We start from the raw sequence: 23,064 nt of genomic DNA on the forward strand, positions 1-23,064 counted from the left end.
TAGCTCGCATGACGCACGCCATGGCGCAGGGATCCGACATGTCCGTATCCGTCTCTGCGGTACGGGCGGTGCTGCGCTGGACCCCGGGCGCCGGAGTCCCGGACGTCGACGCCTGCGTCATCCTCCTCGACGACAAGGGCCGGGTGCGCTCGGACGCCGACTTCGTCTTCTACAACCAGCCGCGTCACCCCTCCGGGCTCGCCCGCAAGCTGCCGAAGAAGCGGCAGGGCGAGGGGCTGACGGACTCGGTCGAGGCGCAGCTCACCCGGCAGGACCCGACGGTCGAGCGGATGGTGCTGATCGCCTCGGCCGACGGCGGCACCCTCGCGCGGGTACGGAACCTGCGGGTCGAGCTGCACGACGCCGGCGGCGGCGACGCGGCGGGCGGTGAGCCCTTCGCGTACCTGGACATCCAGCCGGACGGCAGCACGTCGTCGGCGCTGATCTGCGGCGAGCTGCGCCGGGCCGGGGGCGGCTGGCAGTTCCGGGCGGTGACGAAGGGGTACGGCACGGGCCTGGTCGGCGTCGCCGGCGAGTTCGGCATCTCCGTCGACGAGACCGACACCGGGCACCACCCGACGCCGGAGTCCGCGAACGACCCGGCGTCCGGCGGCCGGCCCGCGCCCGGCGCCGCGAACCCGCAGAGCGCCCAGCCCGCCGCCGCCCAGCAGCCGCCGGCGGCCCAGCCGCCCGCCGCTCAGCCCTCGGCGCCTTCCCAGCCGCAGCCCGCGCCCCCCATCGCCTACGGCTACCCCCCGGCGTTCACCCTCCCGCCGCAGGGGCCTCAGTTCATCGGCCGGTGAGCGCCGCCCGGAGGCTCACGTCTTCGTCTTGTAGCCCCGGCCCCACACCAGCCCCCAGCCGTAGAGCCGGTCCAGCTCCGACTGGAACCCGTAGACGTAGCGCACCTCGCGCCGCACCGTCAGCTCGCCCTTCTTGTTCTCGATGAGCAGCACCGCGCACGAGCGCGCCTCCGGCGCCCGCTCGTCGAGGGCGATCTCCACGCGCGGGCCGTTGGAGGGGTAGAGGGTGACGACCGCCTGGGTGCGGTCGAACGCGGGCGTGCCGTCGTAGATGTAGACGAAGACCAGCAGCCGCCGGAAGTCGTCCTTGTGGTCGAGGTTGACGTACACCGTCTCGCCGGAGCCCGACCCGAACCGGTCGTCGCCGCTGAGCTTGACGTAGGGCGGGTCGTTGATGTCGCCGAGGAGGTTGCCGAGCGGCTGCACCACGCCGCGGGTCCCGTCGGCCAGCTCGTACAGGCACGCCAGGTCGAGGTCGACGTTGACCAGCGCCGGGCCCTGGGCCTGGACCATCTCGGGCCGGAAGAGCTTGGCGGGGTGCAGCAGGGTCCCGCCGCTTCTGCGGGTGCGACCGCCGATGTCGGAGGTGCGCATCCGCCAGGAGAGGTTGATGCGCAGGTTGCCGGTGTCGGATCCCTGCTTGGTCAGCGAGAGCAGCGGCTTGCGCTTGGTGAGCTGCACCGCGTACGACGCACCCGCGCTGTCGAACTGCGGCACCCCCTCCCGCCGCCAGTTGCCCCAGAACGACACCTCGCACCCCCAGACGTGACAACCCCTCGGGACCGGCCGGACGACCGGCCCCGAGGGGAATCCTTCCGCATCGGGGTGCCCGCGGAACCTACACGCGGGAGGGAAGCTCCTTTTCGGCCGGTTCACCGTCCTCGTCTCCGCCACCGTCCGCGAGGCGCCGGTTGCGGCGGATGGAGGAGTAGAGGGAGAGGGCGATGAAGGCGACGCCGATGAGGCCGGTGATGACCTCGTGGATGTGCCACTTGATGGTGATCAGCAGAATGGTGGCCAGGGCGCCGATCGCGTAGTGCGCGCCGTGCTCCAGGTACACGTACTCGTCGAGGGTGCCCTGCCTGACCAGGTAGACCGTCAGGGACCGGACGTACATCGCCCCGATGCCCAGGCCGAGCGCCATCCAGAAGATGTGGTTGGTGATGGCGAAGGCCCCGATGACGCCGTCGAAGGAGAACGAGGCGTCCAGTACCTCCAGGTAGAGGAACATGAAGAACGCGGCCTTGCCCGCGAGCCCGACGGCGGACGGCTGCTGGCCGGAGCGCTTCGCCGCCTCCTCGGCCTCCTGTTCCCGTTCCTCCTCCTCTTCGAGTTTGTCCTCGAAGTGACCGGACAGGCCGCCGACGATCAGGTACGTGATGAGGCCGGCGATGCCGGCGGACATGACCGTCCCCGATTTGTCCACATGTCCCCCGGTGTGCTGGACCGCGCTGGTGGCGATCGTCATCGCGGTGGTCAGCAGCACGATCAGGGCGATGCACACGGAGATCGCGTCGATGCGGCCGACGCGCGAGAGCGGCTTTTCGATGAACGGGATCCACTTGTGCTCCCGCTCGTCGAAGAGGAACTCAAGGAAGATCATCAGCAGGAACATCCCGCCGAACGCGGCGATCGACGGATGCGCGTCGGTGACGAGCTGCTCGTAGTGGTCGGGATCGTCCACGGCCAGCTCGATCGCCTCGATCGGCCCGACCTTGGCGGTGATGGCGACGATCACCACGGGGAAGACCAGACGCATGCCGAAGACGGCGATGAGGATGCCGACGGTGAGGAAGATCTTCTGCCAGAAGGCGTTCATCTTCTTCAGCACGCCGGCGTTGACGACCGCGTTGTCGAAGGAGAGCGAGATCTCCAGGATGGAGAGAATCGCCACCAGGAGGAACGCCTCCCACCCCCAGAAGATCGCGGCGAAGGCGAGGCCCGCGGCGGTCACCGCGAAAGACCAGCCGAAGGTTTTCAGCAACACTGGCAGTCCATTCTCATCGTGTGTCCGTCCGTCTCCGCGGCGCTGCACGGTACCGGGCTGTCGTCACCGTACCCGCACGGCTCCCCCGGACCCGGCACGTACGTCGTGCCCCCCATCTTCCCCGGCGGTGTCAAGCCCCCACACTTCCCGGGTCCGGAAGCGTCCGGAGGCGCGCCACTGCCGGATAGTGCCGGAATCCGGTCCCGGACACCCTCCATGCCGAACACCCGAACGAACTCCTGTCCGGCGCCACGGCCCGTCACACGGAGGCGCCACGGCCCGTCACACGGAGGTGAGGTCCTTCAGCGCCGTCACGTACTCCTCCAGGTCCCGGGCGTCGGGCAGGTCGTTGACGACCGTCCAGCGCACGGTGCCCGCGGTGTCGATGATGAACGTGCCGCGGACCGCGCAGCCCTTCTGCTCGTCGAAGACGCCGTACGCGCGCGCGGTGGCGCCGTGCGGCCAGAAGTCGCTGAGCAGCGGGTAGCCGAAGCCCTCCCGGTCGGCGAAGACGCGCAGGGCGAACGGCGTATCGCAGGAGACGGCGAGGAGCTGGACCTCGTCGTTGACGAAGGCGGGCAGGCGGTCGCGCAGCGCGCACAGCTCACCCGTGCAGACGCCGGTGAAGGCGTACGGGAAGAAGAGCAGGACGACCGCCTTCTCGCCGCGGTAGTCCGTCAGCCGCACGGTCTCGCCGTGCTCGTTGCGCAGCGCGAAGCCGGGCGCCTCGGCGCCGGGCGCCAGTGCCTCGATCCCGTCCAGTGCCATACGTGACCTCCGGTGCGTCGAACCAGTGCGAGGTCACGAGCGTACGGCGAGGGCGTGCGCCGACCCGCGCGCGGGCATCCCGTCGCGCCGGCCGGGACTCCGACCGCGTGGTAACGCGGGACCGCCGGGGCGGTCCCGATGAAGGGCGTGTCAGCGCTTGGTCGAGCGGGCCCCCTTCGGGGTGACCAGGCGGCTTCCGCTCCAGTCCTTGCCCGCGTTGATGCTCTTGGTCTGGGCCAGGCCGGCGGTCTGCGCCGCCTCGCCGATGTCGCTGGGCTCGACGTAGCCGTCACGGCCGGTCTTGGGCGTCATGAGCCAGACCGGGGCGCCTTCGTCGATCATGGTGGTGGCGTCCACCAGCGCATCCGTCAGATCACCGTCCTCCTCGCGGAACCAGAGCACGACGGCGTCGGCGACGTCGTCGTAGTCCTCGTCGACGAGGTTCTGCCCGGTGATCGATTCGATGGCCTCGCGAAGCTCCTGATCGGTGTCGTCGTCGTAACCGATCTCCTGGACCACCTCTCCGGTCTGGAAACCCAGCCTGGCGGCGGGGTTGGTCCGCTCCTCCGCGTGGTCCGCGGTCGCGCTCACGGATTGCCTCCTGCTCGTGTGCCTGTGTCTTCCGACGTCTTCCGAAATCAGCATCACACCCGCGCGCACGCGAGGCGATGGGCGTAGTCCACACGTGCCGGGCGAATCGCGCAAGTACCCGGCGGTCGATCCCGCCCTATGGAGGGCACCCCTGGACCAGGGGGCGCAGTCGGCCGGGTTGCCTGCCGGTACGCTGGCGATCAGCCCGTACGGGCCTTCCGGGGGCGTCCCGGTGGAGGTTCGGTGGAAGCGGAGCAGGGTTACCAAACAGTAGAGATGACGTAGCCGCAACAGCGGTGGACGATGGGAATCAGCGCGAGACCCTCTTCATCTGCGAGCAGTCCGATTACCGATACGTACAGCAAAGGGGCAGCGTGGCTTCCGGATCCGATCGCAACCCGATCATCATTGGCGGCCTTCCCAGCCAGGTCCCGGATTTCGATCCCGAGGAGACCCAGGAGTGGCTCGACTCGCTCGACGCGGCCGTCGACGAGCGGGGCCGGGAACGAGCCCGCTATCTCATGCTCCGCCTCATCGAACGGGCCCGCGAGAGGCGTGTGGCCGTTCCCGAGATGCGCAGCACGGACTACGTCAACACCATCGCGACCAAGGACGAGCCGTTCTTCCCCGGCAACGAGGAGATCGAGCGCAAGATCCTCAACGCGACCCGGTGGAACGCGGCCGTCATGGTCTCCCGGGCCCAGCGCCCCGGCATCGGCGTCGGCGGGCACATCGCGACCTTCGCCTCCTCCGCATCGCTCTACGACGTGGGCTTCAACCACTTCTTCCGCGGCAAGGACCACGGCGACGGCGGTGACCAGGTCTTCTTCCAGGGCCACGCCTCGCCCGGCATCTACGCCCGCGCCTTCCTGCTCGACCGGCTGAGCGAGGCGCAGCTCGACGGCTTCCGGCAGGAGCACTCCCAGGCGCCCCACGGCCTGTCGAGCTACCCGCACCCGCGGAACATGCCGGACTTCTGGGAGTTCCCGACGGTCTCCATGGGCCTCGGCCCGCTGGGCGCCATCCACCAGGCCCGGATGAACCGCTACATGCAGGCGCGCGGCATCGCCGACACCTCGAACTCGCACGTGTGGGCCTTCCTGGGCGACGGCGAGATGGACGAGCCGGAGTCGCTGGGCCAGCTGTCGCTGCCCGCCCGCGAAGGGCTGGACAACCTCACCTTCGTGGTGAACTGCAACCTCCAGCGGCTCGACGGCCCGGTACGCGGCAACGGCAAGATCATCCAGGAGCTGGAGTCGTACTTCCGCGGCGCCGGCTGGAACGTGATCAAGCTGGTCTGGGACCGCTCCTGGGACCCGCTGCTGGCGCAGGACCGCGACGGCGCGCTGGTCAACAAGCTGAACACGACGCCGGACGGCCAGTTCCAGACGTACGCCACCGAGTCGGGCGCGTACATCCGCGAGCACTTCTTCGGCGACGACCTGCGGCTGCGCAAGATGGTCGAGGACATGACCGACGACCAGCTCCTCCACCTGGGCCGCGGCGGGCACGACCACCGCAAGGTCTACGCGGCCTTCGAGGCCGCCGTGGCGCACAAGGGCCAGCCGACCGTCATCCTCGCCCAGACGATCAAGGGCTGGACCCTCGGCCCGAACTTCGAGGGCCGCAACGCCACGCACCAGATGAAGAAGCTCACGGTCGAGGACCTCAAGCGCTTCCGCGACCGGCTGCACCTCCCCATCCCGGACAAGGACCTGGAGGACGGCCTCCCGCCGTACTACCACCCGGGCCGGGACTCCGAGGAGATCCAGTACATGCACGACCGCCGGAAGTCCCTCGGCGGGTACGTGCCGACGCGCGTGGTGCGCTCCAAGCCGCTGAAGCTGCCGGAGGACAAGACCTACGCGGCCGTCAAGAAGGGCTCCGGCACCCAGGCGATCGCCACCACGATGGCGTTCGTCCGGCTGCTGAAGGACCTGATGCGGGACAAGGAGATCGGCAAGCGCTTCGTGCCGATCGCGCCGGACGAGTACCGCACGTTCGGAATGGACTCCTTCTTCCCGAGCGCCAAGATCTACAACCCGCTGGGCCAGACGTACGAGTCGGTGGACCGCGAGCTGCTCCTCGCCTACAAGGAGTCGCCCACCGGGCAGCTCCTGCACGACGGCATCTCCGAGGCCGGCTGTACGGCCGCGCTGACCGCCGCCGGCACGGCGTACGCCACCCACGGCGAGCCGCTGATCCCGGTCTACGTCTTCTACTCCATGTTCGGCTTCCAGCGCACCGGCGACCAGTTCTGGGCGATGGCCGACCAGCTCGGGCGCGGCTTCGTCATCGGCGCGACCGCCGGGCGCACCACGCTCACCGGTGAGGGCCTGCAGCACGCCGACGGCCACTCGCAGCTCCTGGCGTCGACGAACCCGGCGGCCGTGGCGTACGACCCGGCGTTCGGCTTCGAGATCGCCCACATCGTGCAGGACGGCCTGCGGCGGATGTACGGCTCGTCGCCGGAGCACCCGCACGGCGAGGACGTCTTCTACTACCTCACCGTGTACAACGAGCCGATCGTCCACCCGGCCGAGCCGGAGAACGTCGACGTCGAGGGCATCGTCCGGGGTATCCACAAGCTGGCGCCGGGCGAGGCCGGGCGGGTCCCGGCGCAGATCATGGCGTCCGGCGTGGCCGTGCCGTGGGCGCTGGAGGCCCAGCGGATCCTCGCCGAGGAGTGGGACGTACGCGCCGACGTGTGGTCCGCCACCTCGTGGAACGAGCTGCGGCGCGAGGCCGTCGAGGCCGAGCGGCACAACCTGCTGCACCCGGAGGAGGAGCAGCGGGTGCCGTGGGTGACGCGGAAGCTCATGGGCGCCGAGGGGCCGTTCCTGGCGGTGTCGGACTGGATGCGGTCCGTACCCGACCAGATCGCGCGGTGGGTGCCGGGCACGTACCAGTCGCTGGGCGCGGACGGCTTCGGCTTCGCCGACACCCGCGGCGGGGCACGGCGCTTCTTCCACATCGACGCGCAGTCGATCGTGGTGGGAGTGCTGACGGAGCTGGCGAAGGAGGGGAAGGTGGACCGCTCGGTGCTCAAACAGGCCATCGACCGGTACCAGCTTCTCGACGTGGCGGCGGCCGACCCGGGCGCGGCGGGCGGCGACGCCTGACGGCTCCCGCCGGGGCCGCCCGAGACGGAGAGATACACGCAGGCCGGTCCCGTACCACTCGTACGGGACCGGCCTGCGGCGTGCCGGGCCGCAGGCCCGGACGGGCCGGTCCGGCCGTCCGGAGCCGCGCCGGGCGGCCCGTCGCCGTACCGGCCCTACTCCCGCCCCGCCGAGGAGAAGCTGACGTCCGCGTACCGCGGCCCCGCGACCTGCCCGGCCAGCGGTTCCAGCAGCGCCCGCTCCGCCTGAGTCAGCTCGATGGCCGTCACCGCCGTGTTCTCCTCCACCCGCGACGGCTTCCGCGTCCCCGGGATCGGCACGACCGTCATCCCCCGCAGCGCCGCCTGCCCGTGCACCCAGGCGAGCGCGATCTGCGCCGGCGTCGCCTCGTGCGCCTCGGCGATCTGCCGCAGCGGCGCCAGCAGCTCGGCGTTCTTCGCCGCGTTGCCGCCGGTGAAGCGCGGCATCGTGCGGCGGAAGTCGTCGGCGGGCAGGTCGGCCTCGGCGTCGACGAAGGCCCCGGTGAGGAAGCCGCGGCCGAGCGGCGAGTACGGCACGAAGGCCACGCCCAGCTCCTTCGCCGCGGGCACCGCCGTCCGCTCCACGTCCCGGCTGAAGACCGACCACTCCGACTGCACCGCCGCGATCGGGTGCTCGGCGTGCGCCGCGCGCAGCTCCGCGCCGGTGACCTCGCTCAGCCCGAGCTGCCGCACCTTGCCCTCCTGGACCAGCTCGGCCATGGAGCCGACGGTGTCCTCGATCGGCACCCGCAGGTCGCGCCGGTGCATGTAGTACAGGTCGATGGTCTCCACGCCGAGCCGGCGCAGGCTGCCCTCGATGCAGGAACGCAGATAAGGCCGGTCGTTGCGGATCACGCGCTTCTGCGGGTCCTGCGGGTCGACGCCGAGCGCGAACTTGGAGGCCAGGGTGACCTCGTCCCGGTTGGCCCGGATGAAGGGGGCGATGAACTTCTCGTTCTCGCCGTCGGCGTACATGTCGGCGGTGTCGTACAGGGTGACGCCGAGTTCGAGCGCGCGCTCCAGGGTGGCGCGGGCGGCGTTCGCATCGGTCGGCCCGTACGCGAAGCTCATGCCCATGCAGCCCAGCCCCTGGACGCCGACCCGGGGCCCGTCGGTGCCGAGGGGGACGCTGGCGATGGGGGCTGGGCCGGGGTTGTTCACGGACTGCATGTGGAGGCTGCTCCCTCGTAGAAATCGATCTTGAAGTCGAGGACGGTCAGCGTCGACTGCAGATCGGCGATCTGCTGCCGCACCACCTCCCGGTGCTCGCGGAAGAGCTGGATCCGCGCGGTGAAGGTGTCATCCCCCGCCCGGACCAGCTCGGCGTAACGGACCATGTCCGCCACCGGCATCCCGGTGAGCCGCAGCTTGCCTATGAGGTCCAGCCAGTCCAGGTCGTCGTCGGTGTAGAGACGCTGCCCGGTGTGCGAGCGGCGCACGTCGTTGAGCAGCCCGATCCGCTCGTACCAGCGCAGCGTATGGGCACTCAGCCCGGTGTACGACGAGACCTCGCTGATGGAGTAGTGCTCCTGGCCCTCGGGGCGTACCCGGGCCGCTGTGGTCAGGCTCATTGCAGGCTCCCCACTTTCGACGCGACCGACGCTACTGACTTGGAGTGCACTCCAAGCAACAACATATGCCCGGGATAGGCTCGGCGCATGGACAGCCTGCTCGTGATCGACTCGTGGCCCGTCGGTACGGCCGCGGCAGCGGCCCTGCGCGCCGACGGCTCACTCGCCGGGACCCACGGCCCGGCGGACCACCGCTTCCCCCTCGCCTCGGTGACGAAGCCGCTGGTGGCCTACGCCGCGCTGGTGGCCGTCGAGGAGGGCGCGATCGAGCTGGACGAGCCCGCGGGACCGGAGGGCTCGACCGTACGCCACCTGCTGGCGCACACCTCCGGGCTGGGCTTCGACGAGCACCGCGTGATGGCCCCGCCCGGCACCCGCAGGCTGTACTCGAACGCGGGCTTCGAAGTGCTCGGCGACCACCTCGCCAAGGCCACGGAGATACCGCTGGCGGAGTACGTCCGGGACGCGGTCTTCGCCCCGCTGGGCATGACCGCGACCACGCTGGACGGCTCCCCCGCCCACGCGGCCACGTCCACGGTGACCGACCTGACCCGCTTCGCCGGCGAGCTGCTGGTGCCGCGGCTGCTCTCGGACGAGACGCACGCCGAGGCCACGTCGGTGGCGTGGGCCGGTCTGAAGGGCGTCCTCCCCGGCTACGGGCACCAGAACCCGAACGACTGGGGCCTGGGCTTCGAGATCCGCAACGGCAAGTCGCCGCACTGGACGGGCGCGTCGTCCTCCCCGCAGACCTACGGGCACTTCGGCCAGTCGGGCACGTTCCTGTGGGTCGACCCGGAGGCGCCCACCGCGGCCGGGCACGGGGCGGCCTGCGTGGCCCTGGCCGACGAACGGTTCGGGGACTGGGCGACACGGGTGTGGCCACCGTTCACGGACGGCGTACTGGCGGAGCTGGCCGCGGGCACGTGACCGCTGTCACCGGTCGGCGCTACGCTGACGACCGGCTGACCGTGAGGGGACGGCGAGGGGGAGGGACGATGCTTTTCGGGTTCGGCAGCGCGTTGGAGAAGTTGGTCACGGTCGCGGGGGTCGTGGTCGCCGCGGTCGCGGTGGTGAAGCTGGCCGAGGAGACCGAACCGGCGGACGCGGCGGCGGGCGCGGCAGGGGACGGCGCGCCCGAGGACACCCGGCCCGCGGAGGCGTGAGCCCGCCCCTCTAAGGGCCCGGCGGCACGTGGTGCAGCTCAAACCAGACCGTCTTGCCGATCCCGTGCCGCCGCGGATAGGCGCCCCACCGCGACGCCAGCGCCGCCACCAGAGCCAGCCCCCGGCCCGTCTCGTCGTCGGGCCCGGCCTCGCGCGCCACCGGCAGCTCGCTGCCGCCCGCATCGGAGACCTCCACGCGCAGTCCGCCGTCGCCCAGCACGCAGCGGGCGGCGATGTACCGGCCACGCGGGGCGCGGGCGTGCAGACACGCGTTGGTCAGGAGCTCGCTGACCAACAGCACGGCGGTGTCGGCTGTGTCGGGCGGCAGTTTCCACTCGCGCGCCTGCTCGGCGAGGAGAACACGGCCACGGGCGGGGCTGCGGCGGCTTGTGGGCAGCCGCCAGACGATGTCGGGTGGAAAAGGGGTGGGATTGTTGAGGTTCACCCATCACAGAGTGGTTCCTGGTCGCTACCGTGAGTAGGGACAGGGGGGGTCGATAGACCTCCGTACCCCTCAACGGCGAGGTGAATGCGGGTGAGGACGCTCGAAAACTCCCAGCCGCCGGTGCAGTGGCGGTACTGCGGCAACCAGACCAAGCGCTGGCGGACGCGGGCGGGGGTGAGCCGCGAGGAACTGGCGACGGAGGCGGGGTACGCCTACGACACGGTGAAGATGATGGAACAGGGCCGTCGCCGTCCGACGCCGCGGTTGTTGCAGGTGGCGGATGAGATGTGCGATGCGCAGGGGATGCTGGTGGCGGCGCTGGGGTATTTGCAGCCGGAGAAGTTCGCGTCGTACTCGCAGGAGTTCATGTCGTACGAGGCGGAAGCCATCGCTGTGAGCTGGTACGAGTCGCGATACATCCCTGGCCTGCTGCAAACCGAGGAATATATCCGAGCCGCACTGGCCACTCTCCTGCCGCCACTGGACGCAGCGACGTCCGAAGAGCGGGTAAAGGCCCGCCTGGAGCGGCAAGCGCTGCTGGCGATCGAGACTCGCTCGTTCAGCTTCGTCGCCGAAGAGGCTGTGCTTCGCCGCCGCTTCGGCGACGACGAGACGTACCGGCAGCAACTGCGCCGACTGTTGGGCGCTGCCGAACAACATAACGTCACCGTGCAGGTTATGCCCTCGGCCCGCGGCCTCCATCCCGGCCTTCGTGGCTCGTTCGTGCTGCTGGAGACACCTGAGCACGAACACCTCGCCTACGAGGAGGGCCAGACCACCGGGGTGCTCTACGCTGATCAAGAGAAGGTCAGTATCGTGATGCGTCGGCACGACATGATCGCCCGCGAGGCCCTGAGCCCCGGCGATTCGAGGCAGTTCATCACTCGGCTCCTGGAGGAGCGATGAAGGACGAGCTCGACTGGTTCAAGTCCAGCTACAGCAACAGCGAAGGCGGCGAGTGCGTCGAAGTCGCCGTCGCCTGGCGCAAGTCCACCCACAGCGACAACGAAGGCGGAGCCTGCGTCGAGGTGGCTCCCGTCCCCGGTGCCGTGCACGTCCGGGACTCCAAGGACCCCCACGGCCCCCACCTCTGCTTCACCCCCGAAGCCTGGTCCGCCTTCCTCACCCACGCCGCCACCGCCGCCCTCACCGACTGATCCAGCGCCCGCGGCAAGGCTGCCGGTGGCCGTCCACGTACATTGGGCACCACCATGAGATTCGACAACCACCGCGTGGTCATCACCGCCGCCGGCCGGGACTTCGGACGGACGCTGGCCATCCGGTTCGCGGACCTGGGCGCCGAGGTCTTCCTCTCGGCACGCAGCCTTGCTGCCGCTGAGCGTGTGCGCGACGAGATCCGGGGGCGGGGTCATGAGCGGGTCCACGCGTATGCGTGCGACCTGACGGACCCCGTCTCCATCCGCGCGTTCGCGTCCGATGTCGCCCGGCAGACCGACCGCGTCGACATTCTGATCAACAACGGCTCGCGCTACCTCGACGGGCCGGACCTTGAGTCGGTGTCCGACGACGATGTCGTGGACACCCTCGCCTCCGGCGCCACGGGCACGGTTCTGACCGTGAAGAACTTTCTGCCGCTGCTGCTCGGCTCGGACAAGCCGGACGTGGTGACGATGATCTCGGCCTGCGGTGCGGCGGGACATCAGCGCTCCGACGCACACGACGCCTTCTATGCGGCCAAGAGTGCACAGGCCGGGTTCACCGAGATCCTTTCGAAGCGTCTGCGGCCCCGGGGGGTTCGGGTGATCTCGCTCTACCCGCCCGACTTCGACAACGCCGATCCGCTCTCCGCGGAGTGGGAGTCCACGCCTCGGGGCGCCGGGGACGCCCTCACCGCGCAGTCGCTCGTGGAGTGCGTCCTCTTCGCGGTCTCCCAGCCCCGTGACTGCTTCATCAAGGCGTTTCACTTCGAACAGGTCTGAGCAGCAGCGTCTCATGTGTCCCGGCAGGCACCGGCAGCGGCGTTCCCTCGCAGATCACGCCCCGCGGAGCCGTCGGGGCTGTCATAGTCCCGTCATGAAACGAAGGATGACGATCGTGGCCGCCGTGCTGGCCGCGCTGTGCGCCTTGTCCGCATGCGGTGATGACTCGGACGGCCTGCACGTCTCGAACCCGTCGGCCGGGACCGAGAGCGAGGCCGGTGCGGCCGGGGACGGCACGGACGGCGACGGGTCCCACTCGTCGGCGGGGGCAGAGGACGGGAGCGGTGGCGCCGAGGCGGTCGCACCGTACTTCCCGGAGGGCTGAGCCCGGCCGCGGAGCGCGTCGGGCGCGACGGCGGTGCGGATCGCCGCGCACGCCGGCCGCGGCCGTCAGCGGATCGTGACGCACCCACCCCCGGCTCGCCCCTCGAAGGGACCGAGCCGGGGGTGCTTCTGCACGAGGGACCAGGAGGGGGGCGGGTGGAGCCCACAGCCGACCTCTGGCACCACTACGGCCGCATCCGCGCCCGGCGGGACCGAGCGGTTCCGGACGCCTTCCGCTGGACGTGGGGCCAGGACGGCGGGCCGGGCACGGAGCTCCTCGGGGACGTCACCGGTCTGCGGGTGGGCGACCTGGGGGCGGGGCCGGCCCGGCAGGCCGCGTACCTGGCGGCCCGCTGTCGCCCCGCGCGCGTGGACGCGATCGACGGCTCCCCCGCGCAACACGCGCGGGCCACCGCTTTGTACGGCCACCTCGCCCCGCGGCTCCGGCTCGTCCACGCCGACGCGGCCACCCACCTGCGTACGGCACCGGACACCTACGACGTGCTCTACAGCATCTTCGGCGCGACCGACTTCACCGACCCCCGCGCCCTGCTCCCGGCGGCGGCCACCGCGCTGCGCCCCGGCGGGCGCCTGGTGTTCTCCACGCTCGCCCGCTACCGGGACGGCTCCCCCGCGCAGCCCGACGCCGTGCCCGCCGACATCCCGGCGAGAACGCCGGACGGCGGGGAGGCCACGATGCGGCGCTGGGTGCTCCAACCCCGCGTATGGACAGACCTGCTCACCCGAGCGGGCCTCACCCGGATCACCACCCACCGGGAGCCCGGCACCCTGCTGCTCACCGCGCACCGCCCGCGTCACCCCTGAGCTCCGCCCGCCGGACGGCGGTCCGCCCCGGTCGGAACACCGAGCCGGTGGGCGTCGATCCCGGCTTTGCCGAGGGCCGGGGATGACGATGTTTGACGGCTCGGTCCTCACACTCTACCGTTATGGACTACACGGTCAACAATATGGGGAGACCAAAGGTGACCAGCAACGAAGAGGTTGTTCGCGAGGCATACCGGCTGGCGGAGGGGAGCGTCTCGGACGGCGAGGGGTTCCGTGCCCTGTTCACCGAGGACGGGACGTTCAACGATGTGCCGAACGCGCTCACCTTCCGCGCGGACCAGATCCCTCAGGCGCTGGCCGGCCTCGCCGGCGCCTTCCCCGACATCCACCGTGAACTCCTCGCGGTGCATGCGATCGGTGATGTCGTCGCCGTCGAGCTGCGGATCCAGGGAACGCACCTCGGGGGATTCCCGACTCCGGCCGGAGAGATCGGTCCGACTGGTCGCCGTATCGATGTTCCGACGGCGGATCTCTGGTACTTGCGTGACGGAAAGATCGAGACCTTCAACTGCTACAACGCGGCGAACGTGTGGCTCGCCCAGCTCGGGGCCGGCACCGACTTCGAGTCGGCGGTCGAGGCCGCGAAGACCGCCTCCGCCGGGGCGTAGTCCCTGCCCCGTGGCGCCGGATGGGCCCGTGGCGGTCCCCTGCTGACGGCAGCGCACCCGGCAAGCGCTGGCGCGGTGATCCGCCGTCACGGCGGGCCGGCCACCGTGAACGTTCGTGGCCGCAGCGCCGGCCGTCTCCGCGGCCCCGGGCGGGCCGCCACGCGCGGCAGCCGGGACAACGTGCTGTGCGCGTAGCCCGCGAGGACACGCATGCGCCGGGGCCCGGACGACACTCTTGTTCCCTGCCAGTGATGTGCACGCTGAGCCATGCCTTGCACTGATCTACTGCAGGGGGACTTCCAGGCCGAGAAGAGAAAGGAGACGGTCATGCACATCTTCGTCGCGGGAGCGACCGGTGCGGTGGGCCGACTGCTCGTGCCTCTGTTGTTGAGCGCGGGCCACCGGGTCACGGGCACGTCGCGTTCGCAAGCGGGCGCCGAACGCGTACGCCGTCAGGGAGCGTCGGCTGTCCAGGTCGATGTCTTCCACCGGGATGCGCTGCGCGAGGCGATGACGTCGACCGCGCCCGACGCCGTGATCCATCAGCTCACCGACCTGTCAGGCGCGGACGGAGAGGCGACGAACCAGGTCCGGAGAGAAGGGACCCGTAACCTGGTCGACGCAGCCAAGTCCGCCGGAGTGACGAGGATCGTCGTCCAGTCGATGGCCTGGGTCTACGCCCCGGGGGAGGGCCCGGCCGCCGAGACGGAACCGCTCGACCTCGATGCCGCGGAGCCACGTGGTGGGATGGTGGCCGGCATCCGGGCCCTGGAGGAAACGGCGGCCGAAATGGATACCGCGGTGTCGCTGAGGTACGGAGTGCTGTACGGCCCGGGCACCTGGTACGAGCCCGGCGGCGCCGTGGCAGCGGCCCTCTCGGGCGACGAGGACGCCCGCTTGCTCGCCAACCTGGAGGCCGACGACTCGGTGACCTCGTTCGTGCACATCGCCGATGCCGCCCGCGCGGCCGTCGACGCCCTCGACTGGCCCGCCGGTCCCGTCAACATCGTGGACGACGAGCCCGCGCCAGGACGGGAGTGGCTGCCGGTCCTCGCCGCCGCCCTCCACGTTCCTGCGCCCGAGCCCTCGTCGGGCGGCCCGGACTGGGCACGAGGAGCGTCCAACCGTCTGGCGCGGTCCCGGGGCTGGCTCCCGCAGACCCCGTCGTGGCGCTCCGGGTTCGCTCAGATGCGTGCCTGAACGTCCGTTCCGCCGCCCACGCCGGCTCGGCCGTATCTCCGCCGGCGGTGCCGTTCCCGGAGTGCTGACCGCAAATGTCCTTGTCCCTGCTGCGGGAGGCGCGACGGGGCCGGCGGGCGCACTTCTTGGTGACAGGGGATAACCCGTGCCTCCGACAGAGCCGAAGCAGGCACCGGGCACCCCTCGTCGTGGCCAGGCCGTCCGCCCGTGCACGTCTCCGCCGTGGAGCTGACCGAGGCGGCGATCGTGCGGGGCGAGTGCAGGCCGGCGGACCGGCGCTGCTCACGAGCCCGCGACTTCGGGCCTGCTGCCCGTGCCCGACTGTCCGTTCGACCGGGTGTCTCCCTCAACCGAAAGCCTGGATTCACTGTGAAAGTCTGCGTCTTCCTCTCCGCAGCCGACCTCGACGAGCGCTACACCCGACCGGCCCGCGCCTTCGCCGAACTGCTCGGACAGCATGGCCACACACTTGTGTGGGGTGGGTCCGACACCGGTCTGATGAAGGTGGTGGCCGACGGCGTGCGGGAGACCGGCGGACGACTCGCGGGGGTTTCCGTCGAGTTCATGAGGAGCTTCGCCAGGGAGGACGCCGAGGAGATGGCGTTCGCCAAGGACCTCGCCGAGCGCAAGGCACTCTTGCTCGCAGGCTCGGACGCGGTGGTGGTGATGGCCGGCGGACTGGGCACTCTCGATGAGCTGACCGAGATCCTGGAGCTGAAGAAGCACAGACTGCACGACAAGCCCATGGTGTTGCTCAACGCAGCAGGCTTCTACGACGGGCTGGTGCTCCAGCTCCGGAGGATGGAGGAAGAGGGATTCCTGCCGAGGCCCCTGGAAGAGCTGCTCTTCATCACCGACGAAGGGACCAGGACGCTCACCCACCTGGAGGAGGCCGTGGCTGCAGCTGACGCTTCATGAGGCCACTGCTCGCCCGGTCACCTCGTGTCGACGCCGGCACGATGCTCGCCGCGGCCGAGGTCGCGGCCGGCGGAACCGCTCGGTTCACCCACTCCGGTAGCACAGGGCTGCTGGAGGAAGCCGGCAGCCGGTGTTCCACCGCTCGCCTCGGCCATCCCCCGCCAGGTCGCCACCACGGCACCGTCGAGGCCCGCCGGACTACCGGGTCGCCGGCTCCTCTTCGCTGTGGTCGCCCGCCAGCTTGTAGGTGAGGGGCCGGCATGCGTTGAAGCGCCAGATGAACAGGTGGTAGATGGCGGAGCCGATGACGGCGCCGAGGACGGGGATGGTGAGGTAGATCCACAGGTCGGTGGTCTGGCCGGAGAGTGCGGCGGGTCCGAACTGGCGGGCGGGGTTGATCGAGCCGCCGCTGCGGGGGCCCAGCAGGGCGATCACCAGAGCAACCGATCCTCCGATCACGTAGGGCAGGAGGCGGATGTAGCGGGGGTAGGCCAGGATCGTGCCGACGAGGAGGATGAGGGCCATCATGGCTCCGGCTTCGGCGAGGAAGACGTCGGCGGGGCGCCAGGTGGGGTCGGGGATGATCGCGGCGTGGCCGACCGGGGCGTGGGAGGTGGCGCTTCCCCATACCAGGCGGGCGAGTGCCGTCCCGGCGACGGAGCCGGCGAGCTGGGCGAGGACGTAGGGCGGGACGCTGCGGCCGGGGAAGGCGTCCATCAGCCACAGGGCGACGGTCACGGCGGGATTCATATGTCCGCCGCTGCGCCGGCCGGGAGGGCTGAGGATCAGCGCGGCCAGCACGGCGCCGCTGATCACGCCGATGACGGCGAGGACGACGTGGAGGTCGGCGAGGGAGAGCGGGGAGCCGGGGTCACGCAGCCATCGCACCACCGTCACCGTGACGAAAAGCAGGACCGTCGTGAGGACGAACTCATCGACAGCGCGTGTCAGTGGGAGCCGACGAGGAAGGTCAGGTACCGCACTCACCAGGAACTCCTCACATCGGCCCGTCTGCGATCACGGTTCCGGCATACCAGCCCGGCCGCCCCGTCCGTGCGTTCTGGGCCCATGTCCGCCAGAAAAGCTGCTCACGACGGGCTCAAGGAGTCCTGCCCGGAGTCCTGCCCGGTCGTGCGACCGCCGAGCGAGTGTCGTCGGGTGGCTTACCGCGTTCGTGTGTCGTAGCTGTGCTGGTGCCGGCGGATCTCGGCGTGCCGGTCGGCGGACCAGGACGCCAGCTCCCGCACGGTGCTCAGCAGTGACCTGCCGAGTTCGGTCAAGGAGTACTCGACGCGGGGCGGGACCAGATTCTCATCGTCGGCAGGACGATGGGGCTGGGCGAGCCGGCCCTCAGCGCAGGGCGTCCCGCCGTCTCGTCTCCGCGCGCGGCGGCGGCTACGGCCCCGGCGCACCCCCGCACGGCAAGGACTTCCTTGGTCCCCGCGTTGGAGACCCTCCTCGGCGACCCGAACCTGACAGCCCTCGACGTCCGCACCATCACCCCCGAACCGACCTACGCCCCCACCCTCCAGCCGCTCCGGCACCTGCTGCCGCAGCACCGCGCGTCCCTCGCGGACGCACACACCCGGGCACGCGAACAGGCCGAGCATGACGGTTGCCCGAACGGCCGCCTGACCACCCCCGTGCACCGCGGCCCGGGAGCAGCCACGGTGCACGGGCCCCGCGCCGCAGGGGCCCGCCTCCGTCCCGGTCCCGACGGGCAGCTCCTCACCTCCCGGCCGCCACGAGTGAGGGCCGGCGGCCTACCCCTGCCGGCCGGCGACTGGCGGCACTCCACAGCCGTCGCCACCCGCGCGCTCGGCCCCCTCGGCCCGCTGACCGACCGGTCATCGAGCGCTTCGAGGTCGGTGACCAGGTGGCGGCCTCGAAGTGCGGCACCGCCTTCCCGATCGAGGATCCGGCCCGGGAGCGCCGGATCCTGGAGGACGTACGGCACCCGACGGTGGCGGCCACCCGGAACCCCTACGAGGCCGCCGAATTCTTCCGGCGCGCCCCTCCACCACGTCGACACGCTCCACCGCACGGCCCTGACCAGGGCTACCCGGACGATGTGTGCCACGAGCTGACGAGACGCCCTGGAAGGACGCGGCACGGCCGCGCCACCCGGGTCGGCGACGCCATGCGGGCTTTCGGGCGGCGCGGTGGTGTGTCCCGACCTGCCCCGCCCACGACCTGTGACAGTGTGCCCCCCGTGTGAGACGGCCCTCCGCGGGGAGACCCCTTCGTCCGGCGCCGTGCCGGATCTCTGCCACTCGCTCCGCACGGGCGGCGGCGGTCCTCGCGGATGCGCGGCGCGACCTGGAAGCGACGGGAGGTCCCATGGCAGACGGTGGCGTCGACAGCTCCGAGGCGCGGGCCGCGCAGCCGCCGCAGGGCGGCTTGCCGACGGGCGTGATCACGCTGTTCGCCGTGCCGCTGGGCATCGCGGGCCTGGGCGGGGTGTGGGTGGAGGCCGAGTCCGTCGTCGGAGCCCCGGGGTGGGCGGGGGACGTGACGTACGCGGTGGCCGCGGCTGCCTGGCTCGTGCTCACTCTCGCCTACCTGGCGCACGGCCTGCGCCACCCCGGAGCCCTCGCCGCCGACCTCAGCGACCCGGTGACGGCGCCGCTCACCGCCTATCCGCCCGTTGTGGGGCTGCTGATGGTTCCCCACCTGGGCCTCTACTCCCACACGGCGGCCGCATGGGCGTGCGGCGTGTTCGCCGGCGTGCTGGTGCTGCTCGTGGCCGCAATGCTCGCGAACCTCCTGCGCAGCCGCGTGCCGCTCGCCGCCGTGCACCCCGGCTACTTCCTGCCCTACGCGGCAGGCGCATCCATCACCGGCATCGCCTTCGCCGGGATCGGCGCCCGCACCGCGGCAATGACCGCCGTCGGCGCGGGCCTCTTCTTCTGGGCCGTCTTCACCGCCCTCTTCTTCGCCCGCCTCACCACGCAGGAGGCGCTGCCGCCCGCCGCGACACCGCTGCTCTCCGTCCTGCTCGCCTCGCCCGCCACCGCCGGCATCGCCTGGTTCGGCGCCCACGACAACCGCATGGACCCCGTCAGCGACGCGTTGACCGGTGTCATCGTCGTCCTCGTGCTCGCCCAGCTCCTGCTCCTGCCCGACTACCGCCGCGTGGGCTTCAGCCTGGGCTTCTGGGCATTTGCTTTCCCCGTCGCCTCGACGACCAACTTCGCCATGCGCTGGCTCACCGCCCACCGCATCGCCGACCTCGAAACGTGGGCCTGGCTTCTCACCTCCCTCGCCACCGCGAGCATCGCCGCCCTCATCGCCCGCAGCCTTCTTCTGCTCCTCGCTCGCTCCCGCACCGCCCCCACCTGAACGGTCGCCCGGAGGGCAGGCCCGGCCCATGTCCGGCCGCCTCCTCGAAGGCGCGGGCGACCTCCGTGCAGCCCGGTCCCTCCACCAGCGGCGGAAGTCCAGGCAGCGTGCGGACAGCTCGGTGACCAGCGCGGCGAGCCGGGTGTCGTCCGGGTTGCGCCCCGCGGAGGTGCGCACCCGCTGCGCGGACATCGGCTGCGGTGCAGTGGTGGCGTGACGGGGATGCCACCTGGGTCCTCAGGTGGGTGCGCTCGGTCTCGGTCAGCTTCAGTGCGCGTACCAGTGCCGTCGGCACAGATGCGGGGACGTTCAGGGCCGGTCAGGGCAACGGCGCCCGCGGCGTCAGCTCGCGTGCGGGTACACGACCATCGTGCTGGTCTCGTCGTCCCAGAACAGCCCGTGGCCGGCGTAGTCCGCGAACGGGACCACCCGGTGCTTGCTCTCCTCCACCTCGCCGGTGGCGATGTCGACCACGACCGGCGTGTCGTCCGCGTAGTCGCCCTGCGGGGGCGCCAGGCCGAAGGCGACGCCGCTGTCGCTCACGCCGTTGAGTTGTACGGGCTTGTCCCTCTCGGTCCTCTCGAAGCAGTGCCCCGTGCCCTGCTCCATGTCGAAGACGACGTGCCCCCTGACGAGGTAGCGCCCCGATCCGGAGAGCATGGTGCCCTCGGCGTCGTCGTCGTTGATGCCGCGCTCCGGCCGGCACGGCACCTCCGCGCGGACCTCGCCGGTCGCGCTGTCCAGCGCGGCCCAGGTCTCCTCCGCCGCGCCGTCCTCACGCCACATCGCCACCAGCACGTCCTCCCGGACGAGCGACGGGAAGGGCCCGCCGTCGTCCGTGACGTCGGCGCTCGACCAGGCGCCGGGCACCCAGAACCCTCTTCTGGTTCCACTCTCCATCGTCACCAGCGGGCCGGCGGCCGTGATGCCCAGCACCTCGGAGCGGGGACCGCACAGCTTGCACACGCCCGACGGCGGTTCCATCTCGAACAGGTCGTACTTCTCCGTCGCGCCGGTGACGGGGTCGACGGAGACGATCACGTCGCCGTCCTCCTGCTTGACCATGAGCCCTCCGCCGCCGTTCACCACCACGCCTTCGCCGTCCAGTTCGACGCGGCGGAGCGGCTTCACCGCGGTTCCGGAGCCCTCGGCGCCGAAGACGTCGATCGTGGTGACCTCGCTCCCCTGGGTGACCACGTCGCCGTTCGTCGTGCCGGAGGTCCAGGCCACGAGGTAGTCCTTGCCGCCCACGGTGGTCGAGAGCGGCTCGTACCTCATGTCCTCGCCCGGGGGCTCCAGTGCCGCGCTGGTCCACAACGTCTCGCCGCCGGCCACGTCCAGGACGGTGAAGCGCCGCTCCTCGGAGCTGAAGACGGCCACCGCGTCGGAATGCGGCAGGGGGAGCTGGGTGCCGCGCAGGTCGGACTCCCAGCCCCGGGAGGTGTCGTAGAGCGCCGGCACGGCCAACGTCGTCGCGGGCGGCGCGGCTTCTTCTTCCACGGGTACGCCCTTGACTTTTTTCCCGCCGCCCGCGCCCTTGCCGTCACCGTCGTCGCCGCCACCGCAGGCGGTGAGCATCCCGGCAGCCAGAACTCCGGCCAGTACACGCGTGAGCCGCATCAATCTCGGTTCCTTGTCAGGGAGATCGGGGTTCGGGAAGGGCACCGGTTCCCGCACGGACCCGAGTGCCGGCACGAGTATGCCAGCGTCATCACCCCCGGCACACGGTCTCGCTGCAATCACCGGGCATCGGCGGCACGCCACGGTCCGGAGAGGCTGCGGCTGTCCCGTTCTCCGGGACCTCCGCCGTCCTCAGTGCTGCGGGCTCAGGCCCCGCACGGCCAGGTGGAACAGGCGGTTCGCGCGGGCCGCGGGGTCGGGATGGTGTTCCGTGGCCAGGGAGATGCCGACGATCACCGTGATCAGGTCCGCGACGGTGACGTCCGGTGCCACCGCACCGTCCTGTACGGCCCGGTCCAGCAGCGGGCCCGCCGCCTCTTCCAGCAGCGCCGCGCAGGAGTTCTCGCGTACGGGGTCCTCCCCGGCGGTGTCGTAGGACAGTGCGGTGGCCAGGCCGCGGGCGGAGACGCAGTAGTCGACCACCTCGTCCAGCCATGCCAGGAGCGCGCCGCGGCTGTCGGCCCCCGCCGTCAGATCGTGGGCGCGGTGGCACAGGACCTCGATGCGTTCCCGGGAGACCGCCTCCAGCAGTGCGCGGCGGGTGGGGAAGTGCCGCCGTACGGTCGCCGAGCCGACGCCCGCGGTGCGGGCGATCTGTTCCAGGGAGGCGCCGGCGCCTGCCGCGGCGACCTCCTGCTCGGCGACGGCGAGGATGCGCGTGTAGTTGCGCCGGGCGTCTGCACGCTGGCTGCCGGGCATGGCATCGCCTCCGGGTTTACTAAGCGGCGGGGCCCGCCGTATCGTACCCGGAACCTAAACGGCGGGCCCCGCCGTTTTTTCCCGGCAACCCTCCGAGGACCGCCATGAGCGCCATGTCCGCAGATTCCGCACCCGTTCTGGTCACCGGCGCCACCGGCAGACAGGGCGGTGCCACCGTCCGCGCCCTGCGGGCGGCGGGCACTCCCGTCCGCGCCCTGGTACGCGATCCGGACGGCGAGCGGGCCGCGGCCGTCGCGGCGCTCGGCGCCGAGCTGGTCACCGGCGACCTCCGCGACCGCGACTCCGTGGTCCGGGCCGCCACCGGCACCCGGGCGGTCTTCTCCGTACAGATGCCCGCCATGACCGCCGACGGCGGCTTCGACTTCGACGGGGAGGTGGTCCAGGGCGTCAACCTCATCGAGGGCGCGAAGGCCGCCGGCGTGCGGCAGTTCGTGCACACCTCCGTCAGCGGCGCCGGACAGCACACCGAGACCCCCGGCTGGGCGCCGGGACGCTGGACGGTGGAGGCCACCCTGACCGCCAAGACCGCGATCCAGGACCACCTCCGCGCGGCCGGCTTCCCCCGCTGGACGCTCCTGAAGCCGGGGACGTTCATGGAGAACTTCCTCCCGTCCATGCGGTACCTCTTCCCGCGCGGCATCGAAGGCGGCCTGGTGAGCATCCTGCACCCCGGTACCAGGCTGGCCCTGATCGCGGTGGACGACATCGGCCGCGCGGCAGCCGCGGCGATCGCCGACCCGGAGCGGTTCGACCGGGTCGAGCTGGAGCTGGCGGGCGACATCCTGTCGATGACGGAGATCGCCGAGGTCCTCTCCCGCGTTCTCGGTACGCACCTGCCCGCCCCGGACATGACCACCGAGGAGGCACTGGCCGCCGGCATGCCGCCCATGGGCGTGTCCCACGAATGGATGAACGCCGCCGAGCTGCCCGCCCGCCCCGCCTACGCCCGGGACCTCGGCATCCCGGTCACCGGCTTCGCCGAGTGGGCCCGGGAACACCTGCCGGCGGACCTCTGA

The 23,064-nt window shown here is 71.1% G+C and carries 25 protein-coding genes and 1 pseudogene; 14 read left to right on the forward strand and 12 right to left on the reverse strand.

Annotated features, from left to right (window positions below; genetic code table 11):
* The first annotated feature begins 8 nt into the window (after positions 1–8).
* The gene (locus I003_RS0113280; protein WP_027771980.1) at positions 9–803 is read left to right on the forward strand and encodes a TerD family protein; all 795 of its coding nucleotides are present in this window, start codon (positions 9–11) and stop codon (positions 801–803) included.
* Between the two features lie 15 nt (positions 804–818).
* On the opposite strand, the gene I003_RS0113285 is transcribed toward I003_RS0113280, so the two are convergent.
* The 4 genes from I003_RS0113285 to I003_RS0113300 form a co-directional block, all read right to left on the reverse strand.
* Positions 819–1,553, reverse strand: a complete 735-nt coding sequence (locus tag I003_RS0113285; RefSeq protein WP_027771981.1) for a Tellurium resistance — start codon at positions 1,551–1,553, stop codon at positions 819–821.
* Between the two features lie 88 nt (positions 1,554–1,641).
* Entirely contained in the window at positions 1,642–2,790 is a 1,149-nt protein-coding gene (locus I003_RS0113290) for a DUF475 domain-containing protein (RefSeq protein WP_027771982.1), read from the reverse strand.
* 282 nt (positions 2,791–3,072) lie between these two features.
* Entirely contained in the window at positions 3,073–3,558 is a 486-nt protein-coding gene (locus I003_RS0113295) for a peroxiredoxin (RefSeq protein ID WP_027771983.1), read from the reverse strand.
* A 150-nt stretch (positions 3,559–3,708) separates the two neighbouring features.
* The gene (locus I003_RS0113300) at positions 3,709–4,149 is read right to left on the reverse strand and encodes a DUF3052 domain-containing protein (protein ID WP_027771984.1); all 441 of its coding nucleotides are present in this window, start codon (positions 4,147–4,149) and stop codon (positions 3,709–3,711) included.
* A 374-nt stretch (positions 4,150–4,523) separates the two neighbouring features.
* On the opposite strand from I003_RS0113300, the gene aceE reads away from it, so the two are divergent.
* Entirely contained in the window at positions 4,524–7,271 is a 2,748-nt protein-coding gene (aceE, locus tag I003_RS0113305; RefSeq protein WP_027771985.1) for a pyruvate dehydrogenase (acetyl-transferring), homodimeric type, read from the forward strand.
* Between the two features lie 155 nt (positions 7,272–7,426).
* Here aceE and I003_RS0113310 read toward each other — a convergent pair whose 3' ends face one another.
* Together I003_RS0113310 and I003_RS0113315 are read right to left on the reverse strand one after the other, a co-directional pair.
* A complete protein-coding gene (locus I003_RS0113310; RefSeq protein WP_027771986.1) occupies positions 7,427–8,461 on the reverse strand; it encodes an aldo/keto reductase in 1,035 nt (344 codons plus the stop codon).
* Positions 8,449–8,862: a MerR family transcriptional regulator gene (locus I003_RS0113315; protein ID WP_027771987.1), complete on the reverse strand. Its 414-nt coding sequence runs from the start codon at positions 8,860–8,862 to the stop codon at positions 8,449–8,451. Before I003_RS0113315 ends, I003_RS0113310 begins: the two co-directional genes overlap by 13 nt.
* Before the next feature lie 87 nt (positions 8,863–8,949).
* Between I003_RS0113315 and I003_RS0113320 the strand changes: the two genes are divergently transcribed.
* On the forward strand, positions 8,950–9,789 hold the full coding sequence (locus tag I003_RS0113320) for a serine hydrolase domain-containing protein (protein WP_027771988.1): 840 nt from the start codon (positions 8,950–8,952) through the stop codon (positions 9,787–9,789).
* 68 nt (positions 9,790–9,857) lie between these two features.
* Entirely contained in the window at positions 9,858–10,025 is a 168-nt protein-coding gene (locus tag I003_RS36435) for a hypothetical protein (RefSeq protein ID WP_199784293.1), read from the forward strand.
* A 10-nt stretch (positions 10,026–10,035) separates the two neighbouring features.
* Here I003_RS36435 and I003_RS0113330 read toward each other — a convergent pair whose 3' ends face one another.
* Positions 10,036–10,470, reverse strand: a complete 435-nt coding sequence (locus I003_RS0113330; RefSeq protein WP_486584207.1) for an ATP-binding protein — start codon at positions 10,468–10,470, stop codon at positions 10,036–10,038.
* Positions 10,471–10,560: 90 nt separating this feature from the next.
* Here I003_RS0113330 and I003_RS0113335 point away from each other — a divergent pair, with 90 nt between their 5' ends.
* The 8 genes from I003_RS0113335 to I003_RS0113370 all read left to right on the forward strand — a co-directional run bounded on the left by I003_RS0113335 (position 10,561) and on the right by I003_RS0113370 (position 16,306).
* On the forward strand, positions 10,561–11,376 hold the full coding sequence (locus tag I003_RS0113335; protein ID WP_027771990.1) for a Scr1 family TA system antitoxin-like transcriptional regulator: 816 nt from the start codon (positions 10,561–10,563) through the stop codon (positions 11,374–11,376).
* Positions 11,373–11,627: a DUF397 domain-containing protein gene (locus I003_RS0113340; RefSeq protein ID WP_027771991.1), complete on the forward strand. Its 255-nt coding sequence runs from the start codon at positions 11,373–11,375 to the stop codon at positions 11,625–11,627. Before I003_RS0113335 ends, I003_RS0113340 begins: the two co-directional genes overlap by 4 nt.
* A 54-nt stretch (positions 11,628–11,681) precedes the next feature.
* The gene (locus tag I003_RS0113345) at positions 11,682–12,410 is read left to right on the forward strand and encodes an SDR family oxidoreductase (RefSeq protein ID WP_027771992.1); all 729 of its coding nucleotides are present in this window, start codon (positions 11,682–11,684) and stop codon (positions 12,408–12,410) included.
* A gap of 94 nt (positions 12,411–12,504) precedes the next feature.
* A complete protein-coding gene (locus I003_RS36040) occupies positions 12,505–12,735 on the forward strand; it encodes a hypothetical protein (RefSeq protein WP_158688971.1) in 231 nt (76 codons plus the stop codon).
* A 155-nt stretch (positions 12,736–12,890) separates the two neighbouring features.
* On the forward strand, positions 12,891–13,559 hold the full coding sequence (locus I003_RS32135) for a class I SAM-dependent methyltransferase (protein WP_051368226.1): 669 nt from the start codon (positions 12,891–12,893) through the stop codon (positions 13,557–13,559).
* A gap of 122 nt (positions 13,560–13,681) precedes the next feature.
* Positions 13,682–14,188 carry an ester cyclase gene (locus I003_RS0113360; RefSeq protein ID WP_486584208.1) on the forward strand — a complete coding sequence of 169 codons (507 nt, stop codon included), beginning with the start codon at positions 13,682–13,684 and terminating at the stop codon, positions 14,186–14,188.
* Positions 14,189–14,515: 327 nt separating this feature from the next.
* Positions 14,516–15,388: an NAD-dependent epimerase/dehydratase family protein gene (locus I003_RS0113365; protein WP_027771995.1), complete on the forward strand. Its 873-nt coding sequence runs from the start codon at positions 14,516–14,518 to the stop codon at positions 15,386–15,388.
* 369 nt (positions 15,389–15,757) lie between these two features.
* Positions 15,758–16,306, forward strand: a complete 549-nt coding sequence (locus I003_RS0113370; RefSeq protein WP_027771996.1) for a TIGR00730 family Rossman fold protein — start codon at positions 15,758–15,760, stop codon at positions 16,304–16,306.
* 198 nt (positions 16,307–16,504) lie between these two features.
* On the opposite strand, the gene I003_RS32140 is transcribed toward I003_RS0113370, so the two are convergent.
* Positions 16,505–17,293, reverse strand: a complete 789-nt coding sequence (locus tag I003_RS32140; protein ID WP_486584209.1) for an MIP/aquaporin family protein — start codon at positions 17,291–17,293, stop codon at positions 16,505–16,507.
* 176 nt (positions 17,294–17,469) lie between these two features.
* Complete coding sequence (locus tag I003_RS34795) at positions 17,470–17,916, reverse strand: winged helix-turn-helix transcriptional regulator (protein ID WP_106966284.1); 447 nt, start codon at positions 17,914–17,916, stop codon at positions 17,470–17,472.
* 730 nt (positions 17,917–18,646) lie between these two features.
* Here I003_RS34795 and I003_RS32145 point away from each other — a divergent pair.
* A complete protein-coding gene (locus tag I003_RS32145; protein ID WP_051368227.1) occupies positions 18,647–19,648 on the forward strand; it encodes an SLAC1 family transporter in 1,002 nt (333 codons plus the stop codon).
* A 111-nt stretch (positions 19,649–19,759) separates the two neighbouring features.
* Here the strand turns inward: I003_RS32145 and I003_RS36870 are convergent.
* The 3 genes and pseudogenes from I003_RS36870 to I003_RS0113400 form a co-directional block, all read right to left on the reverse strand.
* Positions 19,760–19,840: pseudogene (locus I003_RS36870) on the reverse strand (hypothetical protein); the annotation flags it as partial.
* Positions 19,841–19,990: 150 nt separating this feature from the next.
* Positions 19,991–21,268, reverse strand: coding sequence for a hypothetical protein (locus tag I003_RS0113395; RefSeq protein WP_027771998.1), 1,278 nt, complete (start codon positions 21,266–21,268; stop codon positions 19,991–19,993).
* A gap of 192 nt (positions 21,269–21,460) precedes the next feature.
* Complete coding sequence (locus I003_RS0113400; protein WP_027771999.1) at positions 21,461–22,027, reverse strand: TetR/AcrR family transcriptional regulator; 567 nt, start codon at positions 22,025–22,027, stop codon at positions 21,461–21,463.
* 113 nt (positions 22,028–22,140) lie between these two features.
* Between I003_RS0113400 and I003_RS0113405 the strand changes: the two genes are divergently transcribed.
* Positions 22,141–23,064 (forward strand): NmrA family NAD(P)-binding protein, encoded by a 924-nt coding sequence (locus I003_RS0113405; RefSeq protein ID WP_027772000.1) that lies wholly within the window; start codon positions 22,141–22,143, stop codon positions 23,062–23,064.

The organism is Streptomyces sp. CNQ329, from assembly GCF_000482585.1.

What these genes read in the sequence shown, in the direction of transcription:
- I003_RS32145 (WP_051368227.1), top strand. Translation starts at nt 18,647, where the DNA reads ATGGCAGACGGTGGCGTCGACAGCTCCGAGGCGCGGGCCGCGCAGCCG.
- I003_RS0113405 (WP_027772000.1), top strand. Translation starts at nt 22,141, where the DNA reads ATGTCCGCAGATTCCGCACCCGTTCTGGTCACCGGCGCCACCGGCAGA.
- I003_RS0113395 (WP_027771998.1), bottom strand. Translation starts at nt 21,268, where the DNA reads ATGCGGCTCACGCGTGTACTGGCCGGAGTTCTGGCTGCCGGGATGCTC.
- I003_RS0113280 (WP_027771980.1), top strand. Translation starts at nt 9, where the DNA reads ATGACGCACGCCATGGCGCAGGGATCCGACATGTCCGTATCCGTCTCT.
- I003_RS36040 (WP_158688971.1), top strand. Translation starts at nt 12,505, where the DNA reads ATGAAACGAAGGATGACGATCGTGGCCGCCGTGCTGGCCGCGCTGTGC.
- I003_RS0113340 (WP_027771991.1), top strand. Translation starts at nt 11,373, where the DNA reads ATGAAGGACGAGCTCGACTGGTTCAAGTCCAGCTACAGCAACAGCGAA.
- I003_RS0113295 (WP_027771983.1), bottom strand. Translation starts at nt 3,558, where the DNA reads ATGGCACTGGACGGGATCGAGGCACTGGCGCCCGGCGCCGAGGCGCCC.
- I003_RS0113310 (WP_027771986.1), bottom strand. Translation starts at nt 8,461, where the DNA reads ATGCAGTCCGTGAACAACCCCGGCCCAGCCCCCATCGCCAGCGTCCCC.
- I003_RS0113315 (WP_027771987.1), bottom strand. Translation starts at nt 8,862, where the DNA reads ATGAGCCTGACCACAGCGGCCCGGGTACGCCCCGAGGGCCAGGAGCAC.
- I003_RS0113345 (WP_027771992.1), top strand. Translation starts at nt 11,682, where the DNA reads ATGAGATTCGACAACCACCGCGTGGTCATCACCGCCGCCGGCCGGGAC.
- I003_RS0113400 (WP_027771999.1), bottom strand. Translation starts at nt 22,027, where the DNA reads ATGCCCGGCAGCCAGCGTGCAGACGCCCGGCGCAACTACACGCGCATC.
- I003_RS0113365 (WP_027771995.1), top strand. Translation starts at nt 14,516, where the DNA reads ATGCACATCTTCGTCGCGGGAGCGACCGGTGCGGTGGGCCGACTGCTC.
- I003_RS0113320 (WP_027771988.1), top strand. Translation starts at nt 8,950, where the DNA reads ATGGACAGCCTGCTCGTGATCGACTCGTGGCCCGTCGGTACGGCCGCG.
- I003_RS0113360 (WP_486584208.1), top strand. Translation starts at nt 13,682, where the DNA reads ATGGACTACACGGTCAACAATATGGGGAGACCAAAGGTGACCAGCAAC.
- I003_RS36435 (WP_199784293.1), top strand. Translation starts at nt 9,858, where the DNA reads ATGCTTTTCGGGTTCGGCAGCGCGTTGGAGAAGTTGGTCACGGTCGCG.
- I003_RS34795 (WP_106966284.1), bottom strand. Translation starts at nt 17,916, where the DNA reads ATGCTCGGCCTGTTCGCGTGCCCGGGTGTGTGCGTCCGCGAGGGACGC.